The sequence below is a fragment of the Micromonospora parva genome, assembly GCF_040649675.1.
Lineage (GTDB): Bacteria > Actinomycetota > Actinomycetes > Mycobacteriales > Micromonosporaceae > Micromonospora > Micromonospora parva.
This window is the reverse complement of the sequence record NZ_JBEZFX010000008.1, coordinates 17,076-33,499: the sequence shown is the minus strand read 5'-3', so window position 1 is coordinate 33,499 and position 16,424 is coordinate 17,076. Positions and strand designations below refer to the sequence as shown.

The window sequence follows — 16,424 nt, the reverse complement described above, 5'->3', positions numbered from 1 at the left end:
GGCCGACAGCGTAGGGCTCCATGAGCATCGATCGACAATTGTCCCACCATGTTGGTAGGGAATTGTCCGTTTGCGGGATTCGGGCGGACCCGGACGCGGGGCCCTGCCGGGGAGGCTGGAAGAATCGCTTCCCGTGAAGACGTTCGAGGAGTTGTTCGCCGAGCTGCAGGCCAAGGCCGCCGCCGGCACCCCGGGCTCGGGCACCGTCGCCGCGCTGGACAAGGGCGTGCACTTCATCGGCAAGAAGGTCGTCGAGGAGGCGGCCGAGTCGTGGATGGCCGCCGAGCACGAGGGGCCGGAGCGCACCGCCGAGGAGATCTCCCAGCTGCTCTACCAGGTCCAGGTGCTGATGCTCGCCAGTGGTCTCGAGCTCAAGGACGTCTACCGACATCTGTGAGTGCCCCCACCCCGTTGATCGCCATCCGGATCGAAGGAGCACTCCGTCATGCTGCGTGTCGCCATTCCCAACAAGGGCACCCTGGCCGAACCGGCCGCCCAGATGCTGCGCGAGGCGGGCTACCGCCAGCGCACCGACCCCAAGGACCTCGTCTGCCGGGACGAGGCCAACGACGTCGAATTCTTCTACCTGCGCCCGAAGGACATCGCCACCTACGTCGGCTCCGGTGACCTCGACCTCGGGATCACCGGCCGGGACCTGCTGATCGACTCGGCAGCGCCGGCCGAGGAGGTCGTCGACCTGGCCTTCGGCCGGGCCACCTTCCGGTTCGCCGCCCGCCCCGACGACATCGCCTCCGTCCAGGAGCTGGGCGGTCACCGGATCGCCACCGCGTACCCGGGGCTGGTCGAGCGGCACCTCGGCGAGGTGGGAGTCAAGGCCGACGTGATCCGTCTCGACGGCGCGGTGGAGAACGCCGTACGCCTCGGCGTCGCCGACGTGATCGCGGACGTGGTGGAGACCGGCGCGACCCTGCGCCAGGCGGGCCTGGTGGTCTTCGGCGAGCCGCTGCTGCGCTCGTCGGCGGTGCTGGTCCGGCGGGCCGGCGCGCCCGCGCACGCGCAGGCCGAGCAGTTGCTGCGCCGCCTGCACGGGGTGCTGGTGGCCCGCCGCTACGTGATGCTCGCCTACGACGTGCCGGCCGGTCTGCTGGACCGGGCCAGCGGGCTCACCCCGGGCATCGAGTCGCCCACCGTCTCGCCGCTGCACCGGGAGGGCTGGGTGGCGGTGCAGGCGATGGTGCTCCGCGACGACGTGCACCGCATCATGGACGAGCTGTACGAGTTGGGTGCCCGCGCCATCCTCGTCACCAACATCCACGCCTGTCGCCTCTGACCGTCCTTCTCCCGAATCGCGGCCGTCTGCGTTCCGTCTCCGTTCCCGTCCGCGGCGCGGCCCGTCTGCGTTCCGTCTCCGTTCCCGTCCGCGGCGCGGCCCGTCTGCGTTGCGGTCCCGTGTCCGTCTCCGTCTCTGGCGAGGTGGCGGTCGCCGCCCGCCGCCGTCCGTGTCCCGTCCCTTTCCCGGCCCAGTCCGCGTCCATGGGGCGGCCCCAGCGGCTGATCCACTCGGGTTTCAGGAAACGGGGGTGTCCCTGGCGTGCGGACACCCCCGTTTTCATGAACCCGAGTGGATCTTGCGGGTGCGCGGGTGCGCGGGTGCGCGGTGCGCGATGCGCGGGTGCGCGGGTGCGCGGCTAGAACGCCGGCAGGCGGCCGGCGATCGTCGGGCGGGCGGCGGCTTGGCGGGTGCTGGCTCGGCGGGTGGTGCGTCTGCGGGACGAGTGCGGGTGGCAGACTGGTGGGGTGAGTGATACCGAGCTGGTCCGCCTGAAGCCCCGCCGCATCCGCGCGGTCTGCTGGTCGGCGGCGGTCGCCCTGGTGGTGGTGTTCGGTCTGGTCGCGACGTCGCTGAGTGGCCCGACCGGTGATGGTTACGGCAGCTTCCAGCGCGGCGACCAGATCGCCATGATCGGCCTGGGCGTCTTCGGGGCGCTGGGTTGCCTGCTGTTCACCCGTCCCCGGGTGGAGGCGGACGCGCGGGGGATCCGGGTGCGCAACATCGTCGGCTCCTACGAGCTGCCCTGGGAGGTTGTCCGGGGCGTGCGCTTCGACCGGGGCGCGCCGTGGGCCAGCCTGGAGCTGCACGACGACGACCTGCTGCCGATGGTCGCCCTGCAGGCCGCCGACAAGGAGTCGGCAGTCGACGGGGTCCGCGCGCTGCGCCGCCTGCACGAGGCCCACCAGGCCCGTCTCGCCGAACGCGCCGTCGGCCGCTGACCCCAGCGACACCGCCCACGCCGGTCCGCGGCCGAACCGCCGACCGTCGACCTCGCGTCGCCGCCCAGCGGCCAGGCATGCCGCGCGCCCCTCGCCAAGATCTGGACAACTTCCCTGAAACTGCTGCATCACGGCGCCGGGAGGCGGCAGTTTCAGGGAAAGTGCGCGGATCTTGAAGCGTCGCCAGGCGCGTGAGGGCCGCGCAGGGGTGGCACGGCGTCCCGGACGCTGCCCCGGGTGTCCCGGTTTGGGGGTGACCGGGGCGCCGGTGTAGTGTTGTCGAGTCGACCAGGCTGTCTCCGCGTGCGAGCAGACAGCCTTGAAAGCGGAGCGCCTGCTCCCACCTGAGTCACCGCTACGGTGGCCGGGTCCGGTCACCGGTTCCGGGCATGTCCCGGCGCTGGATGCGCGATCCTTGTGATCGTGCCGACCGGTCGAGCGGGCCCTGGCATACGCCGGGGCCTTCTGCTTTTCGAGTCGGTTCCCTCCCGGGAGCCGCAGGGGTCGGCGACACGGCAGAAACGACTCGAGGAGGCCCCATCAGCGTCGAACCACGCGTGAACGAGCAGATCCGGGCACGTGAGGTCCGACTGGTCGGCCCAGAGGGTGAGCAGGTGGGCATCGTCCCGCTGGAGCGCGCTCTTCAGCTGGCCGCGGACGTCGATCTGGACCTGGTCGAGGTTGCGCCGATGGCGCGCCCGCCGGTGTGCAAGCTCATGGACTTCGGCAAGTTCAAGTACGAGAGCGCACTCAAGGCGCGCGAAGCGCGGCGTAACCAGCAGCAGACCGTCATCAAGGAAATGAAGCTTCGGCCGAAGATCGACCCGCACGACTACGAGACCAAGAAGGGTCACGTGGTGCGGTTCCTCAAGGCGGGCGACAAGGTCAAGGTGACGATCATGTTCCGCGGTCGCGAGCAGAGCCGCCCGGAGCTGGGTTACCGGCTCCTGCGCCGGCTCGAGTCCGAGATCACGGACCTGGGATACGTCGAGGCCGCTCCCAAGCAGGACGGCCGAAACATGATCATGGTTCTCGCTCCGCACCGGGCCGTCAAGGCTTCCGCGGTCGCCGCCACGGCGTCCCGCGGTGGTCCTCGGGACCGGGCTGGGGACGAGTCCGCCGCTCCGGCAGCCGATGAGACCGCGGCGGTCGGCGAGACCGCAGCAGCCGGCGACACCGGCACCGCCGCCACCAGCGGCGAGTAACAGGGGAGAAGACGTTCCACATGCCGAAGATGAAGAGCCACACGGGTATGGGTAAGCGGGTCAAGGTGACCGGCAAGGGCAAGATCGTTGCCCAGCAGGCCGGCCTGCGCCACAACCTGGAGAAGAAGCCCTCCACCCAGACCCGCCGGCTGACCGGCACGGTCGTGCTGGCCAAGGCCGACGTCAAGCGCATCAAGAAGCTGCTCGGCCGCTGACGCGCGCCACCTTTACGTAAGAAGGAGTTGAGATGGCACGCGTCAAGCGGGCTGTAAACGCCCAGAAGAAGCGTCGTACCCTGCTGGAGACCGCGAGTGGTTACCGCGGTCAGCGCTCCCGCCTGTACCGCAAGGCCAAGGAGCAGGTGCTGCACTCGATGCAGTACGCCTACCGGGACCGTCGCGACCGCAAGGGCGACTTCCGGCAGCTGTGGATTCAGCGGATCAACGCGGGCGCCCGGGCCAACGGGATGACCTACAACCGTCTGATCCAGGGCCTGCGTCTGGCCGGCATCGAGGTCGACCGCAAGATCCTGGCCGACCTGGCTGTCAACGACGCCGCCGCCTTCGCGGCGATCGTCGAGCTGGCCCGGGCCGCGGTCGCGGCCGAGGGCACCGGCGGCGCGGCGGCTCAGGCCGCCTGATCCCCACGCACCAGAGCGAGGCGTCTCCCGTGTCGGCACCGCCGTCCGGGGGGCGCCTCAATCGTGCCGGAGGAGCGCACATCATGGCCTTCACCCCGCGTACCCCCAGGGTTGTCGCCGCCCGCCGCCTGCAACGCCGCCGGGACCGCGACGCCACCGGCCGTTTCCTGGCCGAGGGCCCGCAGGCGGTCCGCGAGGCCCTCGCGCGGCCGGGGGTGGTCACCGAACTGTTCGGTACGACCACCGCGCTCGACCGGTACCCGGAGTTGGCCGCCACGGCGGCCCGCGCCGACGTGCCGGTCTCGGAGGTGACCGACGACGCCCTCGCCGCGCTGGCCGAGACCGTCGCCCCGCAGGGCCTGGTGGCCGTCTGCCGGCACCTGGACGTGTCGTTGGAGCAGGCCCTCGCCGGTGCGCCCCGGCTGGTGGCGGTGCTCGCCGAGATCCGCGACCCGGGCAACGCCGGCACGGTGCTGCGCACCGCCGACGCGGCCGGCGCGGGTGCGGTGGTCTTCGCCGGAGACGCCGTCGACCCCTACAACGGCAAGTGTGTGCGGGCCTCGGCCGGCAGCCTCTTCCACGTCGACGTGGTGCGCGCCCCCGACCCGGTCGCGGTGGTCGAGGCGCTGCGCGCCGCCGGGCTGTCGATCTTCGCCACCACGGGGTACGGCGACAGCGATCTGGACGACCTGACCGACTACGGGCGGCTCGTCGGGCCCACGGCCTGGCTGTTCGGATCCGAGGCGCACGGCCTGCCCGAGGAGTTGACCGCCGCCGCCGACGCGCGGGTGCGGGTGCCGCTGTACGGGCGCGCGGAGAGCCTGAACCTGGCTGCGGCTGCCGCGGTCTGCCTGTACGCTTCAGCGAGAGCACAGCGCTGACGGTGTCCACACCCGGCGCGACTGACAGCAGGGGAGATGCTCCGTCCATGAACGCGACACGGCGTTCGTTTAGCCAGCCCGCCGGTGTCGGCGGGCGGCGGGCCTGACCTGCTCCCTGCGCAACTCCTACCGGCGGGCTGCGGCACAGCCGCGCGTCCGTAGACTCGCCTAGCCGCCCGTGGAGGGCTGGCGCCGCCGTGAGGGAGTGCCCGTACGCCATGAGCTACCGCAACGATCCGTACGACCCGAAGCAGGTCGCCCTGCTCGACCCCGCTGCCCTGGCCGAGGCCGTCGCGGACGCCACGAAGGCGTTCGAGGCCGCCGCCGACCCGGACGCGCTGACCGCGCTGCGTTCGGTGCACCTGGGTGACCGGTCACCGGTCTCCCTCGCCCGCCGGGAGATCGGCGCGCTGCCACCGGCCGCGAAGTCCGACGCCGGTAAGCGGGTCAACGAGGCCCGCCGGGCCATCGAGTCCGCGTACGCCGAGCGCGCCGAGGTGGTGGAGCGCGAGCAGGCCGAGCGGGTGCTGGTCGAGGAGCGGGTGGACGTCACGCTGCCCTACGACAGGCGTCCGCGCGGTGCGCGACACCCACTGAGCACCCTGATGGAGTCCATCAGCGACCTGTTCGTCGGGATGGGCTACGAGGTGGCCGAGGGGCCCGAGGTCGACCTGGAGTGGGTCAACTTCGACGCGTTGAACATCCCCGCCGACCACCCGGCGCGCGGGTTGATGGACACCTTCCACATCGCACCGGAGGGCTCCGGCCTGGTGCTGCGCACGCACACGTCGACGGTGCAGACCCGCACCATGCTCAGCCGCAAGCCGCCGATCTACGTGATCGTGCCGGGCCGCGTCTACCGCACCGACGAGATCGACGCCACCCACAGCCCGGTGTTCCACCAGGCCGAGGGCCTGGTCGTCGACAAGGGCATCACGATGGCGCACCTGCGCGGCACGCTCGACCACTTCGCCCGCGCGATGTTCGGCCCGGAGGCGAAGACCCGGTGGCGGCCGCACTACTTCCCGTTCACCGAGCCGTCGGCGGAGTTCGACGTGTGGTTCCCGGAGCACCGGGACGGCCCGCAGTGGGTCGAGTGGGGCGGCTGCGGCATGGTCAACCCGCGGGTGCTGCGCGCCTGCGGCGTCGACCCGGAGGTCTACTCCGGATTCGCCTTCGGTATGGGCATCGACCGGACCCTGATGGTCCGGCACGGGGTCAGCGACATCCGCCATCTCTTCGAGGGCGACGTGCGGTTCAGCCGCGCGCTGGGGACCGGGGCGTAGGCGATGCGGGTACGAGACACGGGAACGGTGGTCTGAAGTCATGCGAGTTTCTGTCAGTTGGCTGCGGGAGTACGTCGATCTCCCCGCCGACCTGCCCACCGGTGACCTGGAGCAGGCCCTGGTCGACCTCGGCATCGAGGTCGAGTCCGTGGTGGACCTGGCCGCGTCGGTCACCGGCCAGTTGGTCGTCGGTGAGGTCCGCGAGATCGAGGAGCTGACCGGTTTCAAGAAGCCGATCCGGTTCTGCCGGGTCGACGTGGGTGCCGCCAACGGCATCGGTGAGCCGCAGGAGATCGTCTGCGGGGCGCGCAACTTCGCCGTCGGTGACCGGGTGGTGGTGATCCTGCCCGGCGGCGTGCTGCCCGGCGGCTTCGCCATCGGCGCCCGCAAGACGTACGGGCACAACTCGGCGGGCATGATCTGCTCGGCCAAGGAGCTGGGCCTGGGCGACGACCACTCCGGCATCATCGTGCTGGGGCCGGACGTGACGGCCAAGCCGGGTGACGACGCGCGCCCGGTGGTCGGCCTGGACGACGTCGTGCTCGATCTGGAGATCACCCCCGACCGGGGGTACGCGCTGAGCCTGCGCGGCCTGGCCCGGGAGCTGTCGCACGCGTTCGAGGTGCCGTTGCGCGACCCGGCCCTGACGCCGGCACCGGGCGGCACCGAGACGCCCGCGTACCCGGTGGAGGTCCGCGACCCGGTCGGCTGCGACCGGTTCACCGCCCGCCTGGTCCGCGGGGTCGACCCGACCGCGCCCACCCCGTCGTGGATGGCTCAGCGGCTCGTCACCGCCGGCATCCGCAGCATCTCGCTGCCGGTGGACATCACCAACTACGTGATGCTGGAGCTGGGCCAGCCGATGCACGCGTTCGACGCCGACCGGATCGTCGGGCCGCTGGTGGTCCGCCGCGCCGAGGCGGGGGAGAAGCTGACCACCCTCGACGGCGTCAACCGGGTGCTCACCGCCGACGACATGGTGATCTGCGACGACACTGGGCCGATCTCCCTGGCGGCGGTGATGGGCGGCGAGACCAGCGAGGTCGTCACCGGCGGCACCACGAACGTGCTCTTCGAGGCGGCGCACTGGGACCCGGCGATGGTCGGGCGGACCGCCCGCCGGCACAAGCTGTTCAGCGAGGCCGCGAAGCGCTGGGAGCGGGGCGTCGACCCGGCCGTGGCGCTGGTCGCGCTGGAGCGTGCCGTGCGGCTGCTCACCGAGCACGGCGGGGGCACCCCGAGCGCGGAGATCCTGGACATCGACCACGTCCGTCCGCGTACCCCGATCAGCCTGCCGGCGGACCTGCCGACCCGGCGGGTCGGCGTCGAGTACCCGCCGGCGCGGGTGGTCGCCCTGCTGGAGCGGGTCGGCTGCACCGTCGCGCAGGGCGCGGACCGGTTGTCCGAGGACCCGGGCGCGGTCGGTGTGGCCAGCGGCGTGGGGACGGTGCTGAGCGTCACCCCGCCGACCTGGCGGCCCGACCTGACCGACCCGGCCGACCTGGTCGAGGAGGTGGTCCGCCTCGACGGGTACGACAAGGTGCCGTCGGTGCTGCCGACCGCGCCCCCCGGTCGTGGTCTGACCCCCCGGCAGCGTCGCCGCCGGGCGGTCGCCGACTCGCTGGCCGAGCGGGGGTACGTGGAGGTGCTCGCGCACCCGTTCGTGTCGCCGGAGCTGGCCGACCAGCTCGGCCTGCCGGCCGACGACCCGCGTCGGCCCGCGGTGCGGCTGGCCAACCCACTGTCCGAGGAGGAGCCGCTGCTGCGCACCACGCTGCTCGGCCCGCTGCTCGGCACCCTCAAGCGCAACCTCGGCCGGGGTCACCGCGACCTCGCCCTCTACGAGATCGGCGCGGTCTTCCACCCGCGCGTCGGCGCCGGCAGCCCGCCCGCGATGGGCGTGGACCGGCGGCCCACCGACGAGGAGTTCGCGGCCGCCGACGCGGTGGTGCCGGCGCAACCGGTGCACGTCGCGGTGGTGCTCGCCGGGGACATCGACCCGGCCGGCTGGTGGGGGCCGGGTCGGCAGGCCGGCTGGGCGGACGCGATCGAGGCGGCCCGGGACGTGCTGGCCGCCGCCGGGATCCCCGACGAGCGGGTCGAGGTGCGTGCCGCCGAGCACGCCCCGTGGCACCCGGGCCGCTGCGCCGAGCTGCGGGTCGACGACGCGGTCGTCGGGCACGCCGGTGAGCTGCACCCGGCGGTGGTCGCGGCGCTGGAACTGCCTCGTCGCACCAGCGCGATGGAGCTGAACCTCGACACGCTGCCGCCGACCCCGGTGACGCCCGCGCCGACGGTCTCCGGTTTCCCGCCGGCGCTGATCGACGTGGCCCTGGTGGTGGACGACTCGGTGCCGGCGGAGCAGGTGCGCCGGGCGCTGGAGGCGGGCGCCGGTGAGCTGCTGGAGGACGTGCGGCTGTTCGACGTGTACTCCGGCGCGCAGCTCGGCGAGGGCCGCCGGTCGTTGGCGTACAAGCTGACCTTCCGGGCACCGGACCGGACCCTCACCGTCGAGGAGGCGGTTGCGGCACGGGACGCGGCGGTCGCCGTCGCGGCCGAACGCCTCGGCGCCACCCTGCGCGGCGCCTAACCCCCACCCCACCCCCGCTCCCACCCTCGCGATCTTGCAGTTTGTGTTGCCGATTCGCACCTTTGGTCGGCTATGCGGGCGCAGTAAGTGCAAGATCGCGAGGGTGGGGCGGGGTTCCTACATCATCATGCAGGGGGCTGTATTAACTTGCAGGAATCGGGTCGCCCTTGTTAATCTTCGCTGCATAGTCATGCGGAGGTGGGTATGGGGATTCGAGTCGCGGTCGCCGGAGCGAGCGGGTACGCCGGGGGTGAACTGCTGCGCCTGATCGCCGGGCACCCGGAGTTCGACCTGGTCGCTGCCACCGCCCACAGCCAGGCCGGGCACCGCGTCGACGTGGTGCACCCGCAGCTCACCGGGCTCGACCTGGTGCTCGGCACGACCGATCCGACCACGCTGGCCGACGCGGACCTGGTCTTTCTGGCCCTGCCGCACGGCGAGTCGGCCGCCCTCGCGGCGCAACTGCCGGCCGAGGTGCGGATCGTCGACCTGGGCGCCGACCACCGGTTGGCCGACCCGTACGCCTGGGCGCAGTACTACGGCGGCACGCACGCCGGGCAGTGGACCTACGGGCTGCCCGAGCTGCCCGGTCAGCGGGAGCTGATCGCCGGCTCCACCCGGGTGGCGAACACCGGCTGCTACGCCGCCGCGATCACCCTGGCGCTCGCGCCGTTGATCGCCGACGGCGCGGCCAGCCCCGCCGACGTGGTGGTCGTGGCCGCCTCCGGCACCTCGGGCGCGGGGCGGGCGGCGAAGCCGCACCTGCTGGCCAGCGAGGTGATGGGCGACCTGTCGCCGTACCGGGTCGGCACCCACCAGCACGTCCCGGAGATCAAGCAGGCCACCGGTGCGACGGGTCTGTCGTTCACCCCGGTGCTGGCGCCGATGCCGCGCGGCATCCTCGCCACTGTCACCGCGACGCCGGCGCGCGGCGTCGACCCGCAGGAGGTGCTGGCGCGGGCGTACGCGGACGCGCCGTTCGTGCACGTGCTTCCGGAGGGCCGCTGGCCGCACACCGCCGCCACGCTGGGCTCCAACTCGTGTCACCTGCAGGCCACCGTCGACGTCGACTCGGGTCGTCTGATCGTGCTGAGCGCACTGGACAACCTGGGTAAGGGCGCCGCCGGCCAGGCCGTACAGAACGCCAATCTCATGCTCGGCCTGCCGGAGACGACGGGCCTGTCGATGTGGGGAGTCACCCCTTGAGCGTCACCACCCCTCGGGGGTTCCGGGCGGCCGGTGTGGCCGCCGGCCTCAAGGCCAGCGGCGGCGCGGACGTCGCACTGGTCGTCAACGACGGCCCGGACGCCGGCGTGGCCGGTGTCTTCACCACGAATCGGGTCAAGGCCGCGCCGGTGCTCTGGACGCAGCAGGTCGTGCAGGGCGGCGTGGTCCGCGCGGTGGTGCTCAACTCCGGTGGTGCCAACGCCTGCACCGGCCCGGCCGGCTTCCAGGACACCCACGCCACCGCCGAGCACACCGCCGCCGCGCTGACCTCGGTGAGCCCACGGTTGATCCTCGGCGCCGGTGAGGTCGCGGTCTGCTCGACGGGCCTGATCGGTGAGCGGCTGCCGATGCCGAAGCTGCTGCCGGGGGTCAGTTCGGCGATCCGTGGGCTGTCCCGCGACGGTGGCGTGGCCGCCGCCGAGGCGATCATGACCACGGACACCCGCTCGAAGACCACTGTGGCGCGGGGCAGCGGGTGGACTGTCGGTGGCATGGCCAAGGGCGCGGGGATGCTCGCGCCGGGGATGGCCACCATGCTCTGCGTGCTCACCACCGACGCGGTGGCAGGGCCGGCGGTGCTGGACGAGGCGCTGCGCGCGGCGACCCGGGTCACCTTCGACCGGGTCGATTCCGACGGCTGCATGTCCACCAACGACACGGTGCTGTTGCTGGCCAGTGGTGCGAGCGGCATCGAGCCGACGCCGGCCGAGCTGGCCGCCGCGGTCACCGCGGCCTGTCACGACCTGGCCCAGCAGTTGGTGGCCGACGCCGAGGGCGCGACGAAGCAGGTCGCCATCGACGTGGTCGGCGCGGCGGACGAGGACGAGGCGGTCGAGGTGGGCCGTTCGGTGGCCCGCAACAACCTGGTCAAGACGGCGCTGTTCGGCAACGACCCCAACTGGGGTCGGATCCTCGCCGCCGTCGGCACCACGGCCGCCGCGTTCGATCCGGACGAGGTGGACGTGGCGGTCAACGGGGTGTGGGTGTGCCGGGGCGGTGCCGGCGCCGAGGACCGTTCGAAGGTCGACCTGAGCGGTCGGGACGTGACGATCCGGATCGACCTGCACGCGGGTACGTCGGCCGCCACCATCTGGACCAACGATCTGTCGCACGCGTACGTGCACGAGAACTCGGCGTATTCAACGTGAGCGCGAGGAACGTAGCGCAGCGGAGTCCCGCAGTCGCGAACGAAAGGCCGGCACTGTGAGCCTCAGTAGCGATCTGGCTCGTGCGCAGGCCAAGGCGGAGACGCTGATCGAGGCGTTGCCCTGGTTGGCGCGTTTCTCCGGCTCGACGGTCGTGGTCAAGTACGGCGGCAACGCGATGACCGATCCACTGTTGCAGCAGGCGTTCGCGGCCGACATGGTTTTCCTGCGGTACGCGGGCCTGAAGCCCGTGGTGGTGCACGGCGGTGGTCCGCAGATCTCCGCCATGCTGGGTCGTCTCGGCATCGCAAGTGAGTTCCGTGGTGGTCTGCGGGTGACCACCGCCGAGGCGATGGACGTGGTCCGGATGGTGCTGGTCGGTCAGGTGGGCCGGGAGCTGGTGGGTTTGATCAACTCGCACGGTCCGTTCGCTGTCGGCCTGTCGGGGGAGGACGCCCGGTTGTTCACCGCGGTGCGCCGCCCGGCGTACGTGGACGGGCAGGCTGTGGACGTCGGCCAGGTCGGCGACGTCGAGTCGGTGGACGTGTCGGCGGTGACGGATCTGATCGACGCCGGCCGGATCCCGGTGATCTCGACGGTCGCGCCGGACGTCGACGGGGTGTTGCACAACCTCAACGCGGACACTGCCGCCGCCGCTCTGGCGGTCGCGTTGCGGGCCCGCAAACTGGTGGTGCTCACCGATGTGGCCGGTCTGTACGCCGACTGGCCGGACACCACCAGCCTGGTCTCCGAGATCGCCGCGGACGACCTGGCCAAGCTGCTGCCCAGCCTCGAGTCGGGGATGGTGCCGAAGATGGAGGCCTGCCTGCGGGCGGTGCGTGGGGGAGTGCCCGCCGCGCACGTCGTCGACGGTCGGGTGGCGCATTCCACGTTGCTTGAGGTGTTCACCTCGGAAGGGTTCGGAACGATGGTGGTGCCGGGAGACGGGACGGACGCGACATGAGCACGTTGGCGCAGCGGTGGAAGCAGTCCATGATGGACAACTACGGCACGCCGCCGTTGGCGTTGGTCTCCGGCGCCGGAGCGGTGGTGGTCGACGACGCGGGCCGGGAGTACCTGGACCTGGTGGGTGGCATCGCTGTCAACGCTCTCGGTCACGCCCATCCGGCGGTGGTGGCGGCGGTGTCGAAGCAGGTCGCGACCCTCGGGCACGTCTCCAACCTCTATGTGGCCGAGCCGCCGGTCGCCCTCGCCGAGCTGCTGTTGGCGCTCGCCGGCCGACCGGGGCGGGTCTTCTTCGCCAACTCGGGCGCGGAGGCGAACGAGGCGGCGTTCAAGCTGTCCCGGCGCACCGGCCGCACCCAGGTGGTGGCCACCAGGGGTGGCTTCCACGGCCGTACCATGGGTGCTCTCGCGTTGACCGGCCAACCGGCGAAGGCCGACCCGTTCCGGCCGTTGCCCGGCGAGGTGACCCACGTCGACTACGGCGATGTCGCCGCCCTCGACGCGGCCGTCTCCGACGCCACCGCGATGGTGATCCTGGAACCCGTTCAGGGTGAGAACGGCGTGCTCGTCCCGCCGGCCGGTTATCTCGCGGCGGCCCGGCGGATCACCGCCCGGCACGGCGCGCTGCTGGTCCTCGACGAGGTGCAGACCGGCATCGGGCGCACCGGGCACTGGTTCGCGCACCAGGCCGAGGGCGTGGAGCCGGACGTGGTCACCCTGGCCAAGGGGTTGGGTGGCGGGCTGCCCATCGGGGCGACGCTGGCGTTCGGCCCCGCCGCGGACCTGCTCACTCCCGGCTCGCACGGCACCACGTTCGGCGGCAACCCGGTCAGCTGCGCGGCGGCGCTCGCCGTGGTGGCGACCATCGCCAACGAGGGTCTGCTCGACAACGTCAAGCGGGTCGGTGAGCGGTTGCGTCGCGGCATCGAGGCGCTGGGCCACCCGCTGGTCGCCGGGGTACGCGGCGCCGGTCTGCTGCTCGGCGTGGTGCTCACCGCGCCGGTGGCGCCGGTGCTGGCCGAGGCCCTGCGCGAGGCCGGCTTCCTGGTCAACCCGGTGCAGCCGGGTGTGGTCCGGTTGGCGCCGCCGCTGATCCTCACCGCCGCCCAGGCGGACACCTTCCTCGCGGCGTTGCCGGCCGCACTGGACGCGACCGCCCCGGCAGCGGCCGGCGCGGACACCGCACCAGCCACAGTGACCACCACGACGGGGACGACTCGATGACCCGGCACTTCCTGCGCGACGACGACCTTTCGCCCGCCGAACAGTCAGCGGTCCTCGACCTGGCGGCCCGGATGAAGGCGGACCGGTTCGGTCACCGGCCACTGGTCGGCCCCCGCTCGGTGGCGGTGCTGTTCGACAAGCAGAGCCTGCGGACCCGGATCTCGTTCGACGCCGGGATCGCCGAGCTGGGCGGGCACCCGCTCGTGGTGGACACGCAGGTCACCCACTTCGGTCGGGGTGAGTCCCTCGCCGACGCGGGGCGCGTGCTGTCCCGCTACGTCGCGGCGATCGTGCTACGGACCCACGGTGACGAGCGGATCGCCGAGGTGGCGGCGGGGGCCAGTGTGCCCGTGGTCAACGCGCTCACCGACGGTTTCCACCCGTGCCAGTTGCTGGCCGACCTGCTCACCGTCCGGGAGCGGTGCGGTGGCACGGCCGGTCGCACCCTGGCGTACGTGGGGGACGGCGCGAACAACATGGCGCAGTCGTACCTGCTGGCCGGGGCGACGGCCGGGATGCACGTGCGGATCGCCGGCCCGTCCGGGTTCGCGCCGGACGCGGCGGTGGTGCAACGGGCCGCGCGGATCGCGGCCCAGACCGGCGGGTCGGTGCGGGTGCTGACCGACCCGGTCCAGGCGGTACGCGACGCCGACGTGCTGGCCACCGACACCTGGACGTCGATGGGGCAGGAGTCCGACGGGTTGGACCGGGTCACGCCGTTCCTGCCGTACCAGGTGAACAAGGAGTTGCTCGGCCAGGCCGCGCCGGACGCTATCGTGCTGCACTGCCTGCCGGCGCACCGCGGCGAGGAGATCACCGACGAGGTGCTCGACGGCCCGCAGAGCGCGGTCTTCGACCAGGCGGAGAACCGGCTGCACGCCCAGAAGGCGCTGCTGACGTTCCTGCTGGACGCCGCGACCGGGGAGTCCCGATGACCGCACCGTTGACCCGCGCGGCCCGGCACGCCCGGATCGTGGAGCTGATCCGCGACCGGGCGATCCGGTCGCAGACCGAGCTGGCCGACCTGCTCGCCGCCGACGGCGTGGGCGTCACCCAGGCCACTCTCTCGCGGGACCTGGAGGAGTTGGGCGCGGTCAAGGTGCGCGGCGGCGACGGTCCGGCCGTCTACCTGATCCCCGAGGACGGTCAGCGACCGTTGCGCGACGCCGAGGCCGCTCCGGCCCGGCTGGTACGACTGCTGCGCGAACTGCTCAACGGGGTCGACTCCAGCGGCAACATCGCCGTTCTGCGGACCCCGCCGGGCGCGGCCCAGTACCTGGCCAGCGCGTTGGACCGGGCGGGTCTGCCCGAGATCGTCGGCACCATCGCCGGCGACGACACCATCCTCGTCGTGGCCCGTGAGGCCGTCGGCGGGGCGGCGCTGGGGGAGAAGCTCGCCGGCTGGGCCCGCCGCGACGACACCATCGACGGGACCACCGCCTCATGACGCGGCGGAGCGTGAAGAGTGACCGAGCGCGGCGAGTGAGCCCCGCAGTCGCGAGCGAAAGGCAACCAGAGCAATGATGGGCGACGTGGACGACAAGAGCCTGACCGAGAACAGTGCCGCCACCAACCGGACGAGCCTCTGGGGTGGCCGGTTCGCGGGCGGCCCCGCCGAGGCGCTCGCCCGACTGTCGGTGAGCGTGCAGTTCGACTGGCGGCTGGCCCCGTACGACATCGCCGGTTCCCGGGCGCACGCCCGGGTCCTCGCCGGTGCCGGCCTGCTCGACCCGGAGGAGCTGGGCCGGATGCTGGCCGCGCTGGACGACCTGGAGGCCGCCTGCGCCTCCGGGGCGTTCCGGCCCACCATCGACGACGAGGACGTGCACACCGCGCTGGAGCGTGGCCTGCTGGAGCGCCTCGGCAGCCTCGGTGGCAAGCTGCGCGCCGGCCGGTCCCGCAACGACCAGGTCGCCACCGACCTGCGGCTCTACCTGCGGGATCACGCGCGGGGCGTGGCCAGCCGGCTGGTCGAGCTGGCGGAGGCGCTGGTGGAACAGGCCGAGCGGCACGTCGACACCGCCGCGCCGGGCATGACCCACCTCCAGCACGCTCAGCCGGTCACCTTCGGGCACTGGCTGCTGGCGCACGTGCAGCCGCTGCTGCGCGACCTGGAGCGGCTGCGCGACTGGGACCACCGGGCGGCGATCAGCCCGCTCGGCGCGGGCGCGCTGGCCGGTTCCGGGCTGCCGTTGGACCCGGTGGCGGTGGCCAAGGAGCTGGGTTTCCGGACGTCGTTCGCCAACTCGATGGACGCGGTCGCCGACCGGGACTTCGTCGCCGAGTTCCTCTTCACCACCGCGTTGATCGGGGTGCACCTGTCCCGCCTCGGCGAGGAGGTGGTGCTCTGGACCTCGCACGAGTTCGGCTGGGTGGAGCTGGACGACTCGTTCGCCACCGGCTCGTCGATCATGCCGCAGAAGAAGAACGCGGACATCGCCGAGCTGGCCCGGGGCAAGTCCGGGCGGCTGGTCGGCGGCCTGATGACAGTGCTGACCATGCTCAAGGGCCTGCCGATGACCTACGACCGGGACATGCAGGAGGACAAGGAGCCGGCCTTCGACGCGGTCGACACCCTGGAGCTGCTGCTTCCGGCCCTGGCGGGAATGATCTCCACGATGACGGTCCGGGTGGACCGCCTCGTCGCCGCCGCCCCGGTCGGTTTCTCCCTCGCCACCGAGGTCGCCGACTGGCTGGTCCGACGCAACGTGCCGTTCCGGGACGCGCACGAGATCACCGGCCAGCTGGTGGCGCTCTGCGCGGCTCGCGAGTGCGAGCTGAACGATGTCTCCGACGAGGACCTGGCCACGATCAGCGGGCACCTCGACCCGTCGGTGCGCGACGTGCTCTCGGTCCGTTCGGCTCTCGCGGCCCGGACCACCCCCGGGTCCACCGGTCCCGGCCCGGTCGCCGACCAGCTCGCCGCCGCGGCGGACCGGTTGGCCACTTGGCGGGAGTGGGCCGCCGAGCGGGTCGTTCCGCGCTGAGCTGTGCCGTGGCGTCGGCGTCGGCCGCCGGCGCCACGGCT

At 72.4% G+C, this 16,424-nt stretch carries 16 protein-coding genes; all 16 read left to right on the top strand.

Features of this window, described 5'->3' with window-relative positions; genetic code table 11:
* Positions 1-133 precede the first annotated feature (133 nt).
* Positions 134-397 carry a phosphoribosyl-ATP diphosphatase gene (locus AB0C03_RS20580; RefSeq protein WP_030335709.1) on the top strand — a complete coding sequence of 88 codons (264 nt, stop codon included), beginning with the start codon at positions 134-136 and terminating at the stop codon, positions 395-397.
* Positions 398-445: 48 nt separating this feature from the next.
* Positions 446-1,291 (top strand): ATP phosphoribosyltransferase, encoded by an 846-nt coding sequence (hisG, locus tag AB0C03_RS20575; RefSeq protein ID WP_030335711.1) that lies wholly within the window; start codon positions 446-448, stop codon positions 1,289-1,291.
* 467 nt (positions 1,292-1,758) lie between these two features.
* Entirely contained in the window at positions 1,759-2,232 is a 474-nt protein-coding gene (locus AB0C03_RS20570; protein WP_210859252.1) for a PH domain-containing protein, read from the top strand.
* Positions 2,233-2,789: 557 nt separating this feature from the next.
* Positions 2,790-3,437, top strand: coding sequence for a translation initiation factor IF-3 (infC, locus tag AB0C03_RS20565; RefSeq protein ID WP_030335715.1), 648 nt, complete (start codon positions 2,790-2,792; stop codon positions 3,435-3,437).
* Positions 3,438-3,457: 20 nt separating this feature from the next.
* Positions 3,458-3,652 carry a 50S ribosomal protein L35 gene (gene rpmI, locus AB0C03_RS20560; protein WP_007458415.1) on the top strand — a complete coding sequence of 65 codons (195 nt, stop codon included), beginning with the start codon at positions 3,458-3,460 and terminating at the stop codon, positions 3,650-3,652.
* A 32-nt stretch (positions 3,653-3,684) separates the two neighbouring features.
* On the top strand, positions 3,685-4,077 hold the full coding sequence (rplT, locus tag AB0C03_RS20555; RefSeq protein WP_030335718.1) for a 50S ribosomal protein L20: 393 nt from the start codon (positions 3,685-3,687) through the stop codon (positions 4,075-4,077).
* Between the two features lie 83 nt (positions 4,078-4,160).
* The gene (locus AB0C03_RS20550; protein WP_051708749.1) at positions 4,161-4,958 is read left to right on the top strand and encodes a TrmH family RNA methyltransferase; all 798 of its coding nucleotides are present in this window, start codon (positions 4,161-4,163) and stop codon (positions 4,956-4,958) included.
* Between the two features lie 218 nt (positions 4,959-5,176).
* The gene (gene pheS / locus AB0C03_RS20545; RefSeq protein ID WP_030335722.1) at positions 5,177-6,244 is read left to right on the top strand and encodes a phenylalanine--tRNA ligase subunit alpha; all 1,068 of its coding nucleotides are present in this window, start codon (positions 5,177-5,179) and stop codon (positions 6,242-6,244) included.
* A gap of 40 nt (positions 6,245-6,284) precedes the next feature.
* Positions 6,285-8,834 carry a phenylalanine--tRNA ligase subunit beta gene (pheT, locus tag AB0C03_RS20540; RefSeq protein WP_357638405.1) on the top strand — a complete coding sequence of 850 codons (2,550 nt, stop codon included), beginning with the start codon at positions 6,285-6,287 and terminating at the stop codon, positions 8,832-8,834.
* 204 nt (positions 8,835-9,038) lie between these two features.
* A complete protein-coding gene (gene argC / locus AB0C03_RS20535; RefSeq protein ID WP_030335725.1) occupies positions 9,039-10,040 on the top strand; it encodes an N-acetyl-gamma-glutamyl-phosphate reductase in 1,002 nt (333 codons plus the stop codon).
* On the top strand, positions 10,037-11,209 hold the full coding sequence (gene argJ, locus AB0C03_RS20530) for a bifunctional glutamate N-acetyltransferase/amino-acid acetyltransferase ArgJ (protein ID WP_357638402.1): 1,173 nt from the start codon (positions 10,037-10,039) through the stop codon (positions 11,207-11,209). The genes argC and argJ overlap by 4 nt, the downstream gene beginning before the upstream one ends.
* A gap of 55 nt (positions 11,210-11,264) precedes the next feature.
* The gene (argB, locus tag AB0C03_RS20525) at positions 11,265-12,170 is read left to right on the top strand and encodes an acetylglutamate kinase (protein ID WP_357638400.1); all 906 of its coding nucleotides are present in this window, start codon (positions 11,265-11,267) and stop codon (positions 12,168-12,170) included.
* Positions 12,167-13,396 (top strand): acetylornithine transaminase, encoded by a 1,230-nt coding sequence (locus AB0C03_RS20520; protein WP_030335731.1) that lies wholly within the window; start codon positions 12,167-12,169, stop codon positions 13,394-13,396. Before argB ends, AB0C03_RS20520 begins: the two co-directional genes overlap by 4 nt.
* Positions 13,393-14,331, top strand: a complete 939-nt coding sequence (gene argF / locus AB0C03_RS20515) for an ornithine carbamoyltransferase (RefSeq protein WP_030335733.1) — start codon at positions 13,393-13,395, stop codon at positions 14,329-14,331. The genes AB0C03_RS20520 and argF overlap by 4 nt, the downstream gene beginning before the upstream one ends.
* Entirely contained in the window at positions 14,328-14,843 is a 516-nt protein-coding gene (locus AB0C03_RS20510) for an arginine repressor (protein ID WP_210863518.1), read from the top strand. Before argF ends, AB0C03_RS20510 begins: the two co-directional genes overlap by 4 nt.
* 76 nt (positions 14,844-14,919) lie before the next feature.
* Positions 14,920-16,383, top strand: coding sequence for an argininosuccinate lyase (argH, locus tag AB0C03_RS20505; RefSeq protein ID WP_357638397.1), 1,464 nt, complete (start codon positions 14,920-14,922; stop codon positions 16,381-16,383).
* Positions 16,384-16,424: the final 41 nt, after the last annotated feature.

Coding starts and splice junctions, on each gene's coding strand:
- hisG (WP_030335711.1), top strand. CDS start 446: ATGCTGCGTGTCGCCATTCCCAACAAGGGCACCCTGGCCGAACCGGCC.
- rpmI (WP_007458415.1), top strand. CDS start 3,458: ATGCCGAAGATGAAGAGCCACACGGGTATGGGTAAGCGGGTCAAGGTG.
- rplT (WP_030335718.1), top strand. CDS start 3,685: ATGGCACGCGTCAAGCGGGCTGTAAACGCCCAGAAGAAGCGTCGTACC.
- AB0C03_RS20550 (WP_051708749.1), top strand. CDS start 4,161: ATGGCCTTCACCCCGCGTACCCCCAGGGTTGTCGCCGCCCGCCGCCTG.
- pheS (WP_030335722.1), top strand. CDS start 5,177: ATGAGCTACCGCAACGATCCGTACGACCCGAAGCAGGTCGCCCTGCTC.
- pheT (WP_357638405.1), top strand. CDS start 6,285: ATGCGAGTTTCTGTCAGTTGGCTGCGGGAGTACGTCGATCTCCCCGCC.
- argC (WP_030335725.1), top strand. CDS start 9,039: ATGGGGATTCGAGTCGCGGTCGCCGGAGCGAGCGGGTACGCCGGGGGT.
- AB0C03_RS20520 (WP_030335731.1), top strand. CDS start 12,167: ATGAGCACGTTGGCGCAGCGGTGGAAGCAGTCCATGATGGACAACTAC.
- argF (WP_030335733.1), top strand. CDS start 13,393: ATGACCCGGCACTTCCTGCGCGACGACGACCTTTCGCCCGCCGAACAG.
- AB0C03_RS20510 (WP_210863518.1), top strand. CDS start 14,328: ATGACCGCACCGTTGACCCGCGCGGCCCGGCACGCCCGGATCGTGGAG.
- argH (WP_357638397.1), top strand. CDS start 14,920: ATGGGCGACGTGGACGACAAGAGCCTGACCGAGAACAGTGCCGCCACC.